This is a genomic window from Neisseria sp. HMSC70E02 (assembly GCF_001838645.1).
Classification (GTDB): domain Bacteria; phylum Pseudomonadota; class Gammaproteobacteria; order Burkholderiales; family Neisseriaceae; genus Neisseria; species Neisseria macacae.
Genome location: NZ_KV838144.1, coordinates 1 through 420, shown reverse-complemented (window position 1 = coordinate 420; position 420 = coordinate 1). Strand labels below are relative to the sequence as shown.

Genomic DNA, 420 nt, shown 5'->3' with positions numbered 1-420 from the left:
ACGAACAGTCGCCCAAAATGCGGCTGCTGTCGGTATCGCTGCTGGAGGGTTTGCCCGCCTTCGGCGAAACGGTCCGTGTCGGCAGGCCGCTGGTCCGCTACGAATACAACGGCAGCGGCGACCTGATCCGCGTTATCGGCCGCGACGGCAACGTCAAACGCAGCTTCGGCTATAAAAACAATCTGATGGTGTCGCACACGGATGCGGCAGGATTGGTATCGGAATACGAATACGACCATTACACCCCGACCGGCAAGGTGTTGCGCAACTGGACCTCCTTGGGCGAAGAATGGCGCTTTACCTATCACGACGGTTATACCGAGGTAACCGACGTGTTGGGCCGTACCGAGCAATATCATTACGACTACAATAACGAGTTGACCAAGCGGGTGTTTGCCGACGGCAGCGCTGTGTTGATGG

General features: G+C 57.4%; 1 pseudogene. It reads left to right on the top strand.

What is annotated here, in order from left to right:
• Positions 1 to 420 (top strand): annotated as a pseudogene (locus HMPREF3277_RS12445) (RHS repeat family protein); the annotation flags it as partial.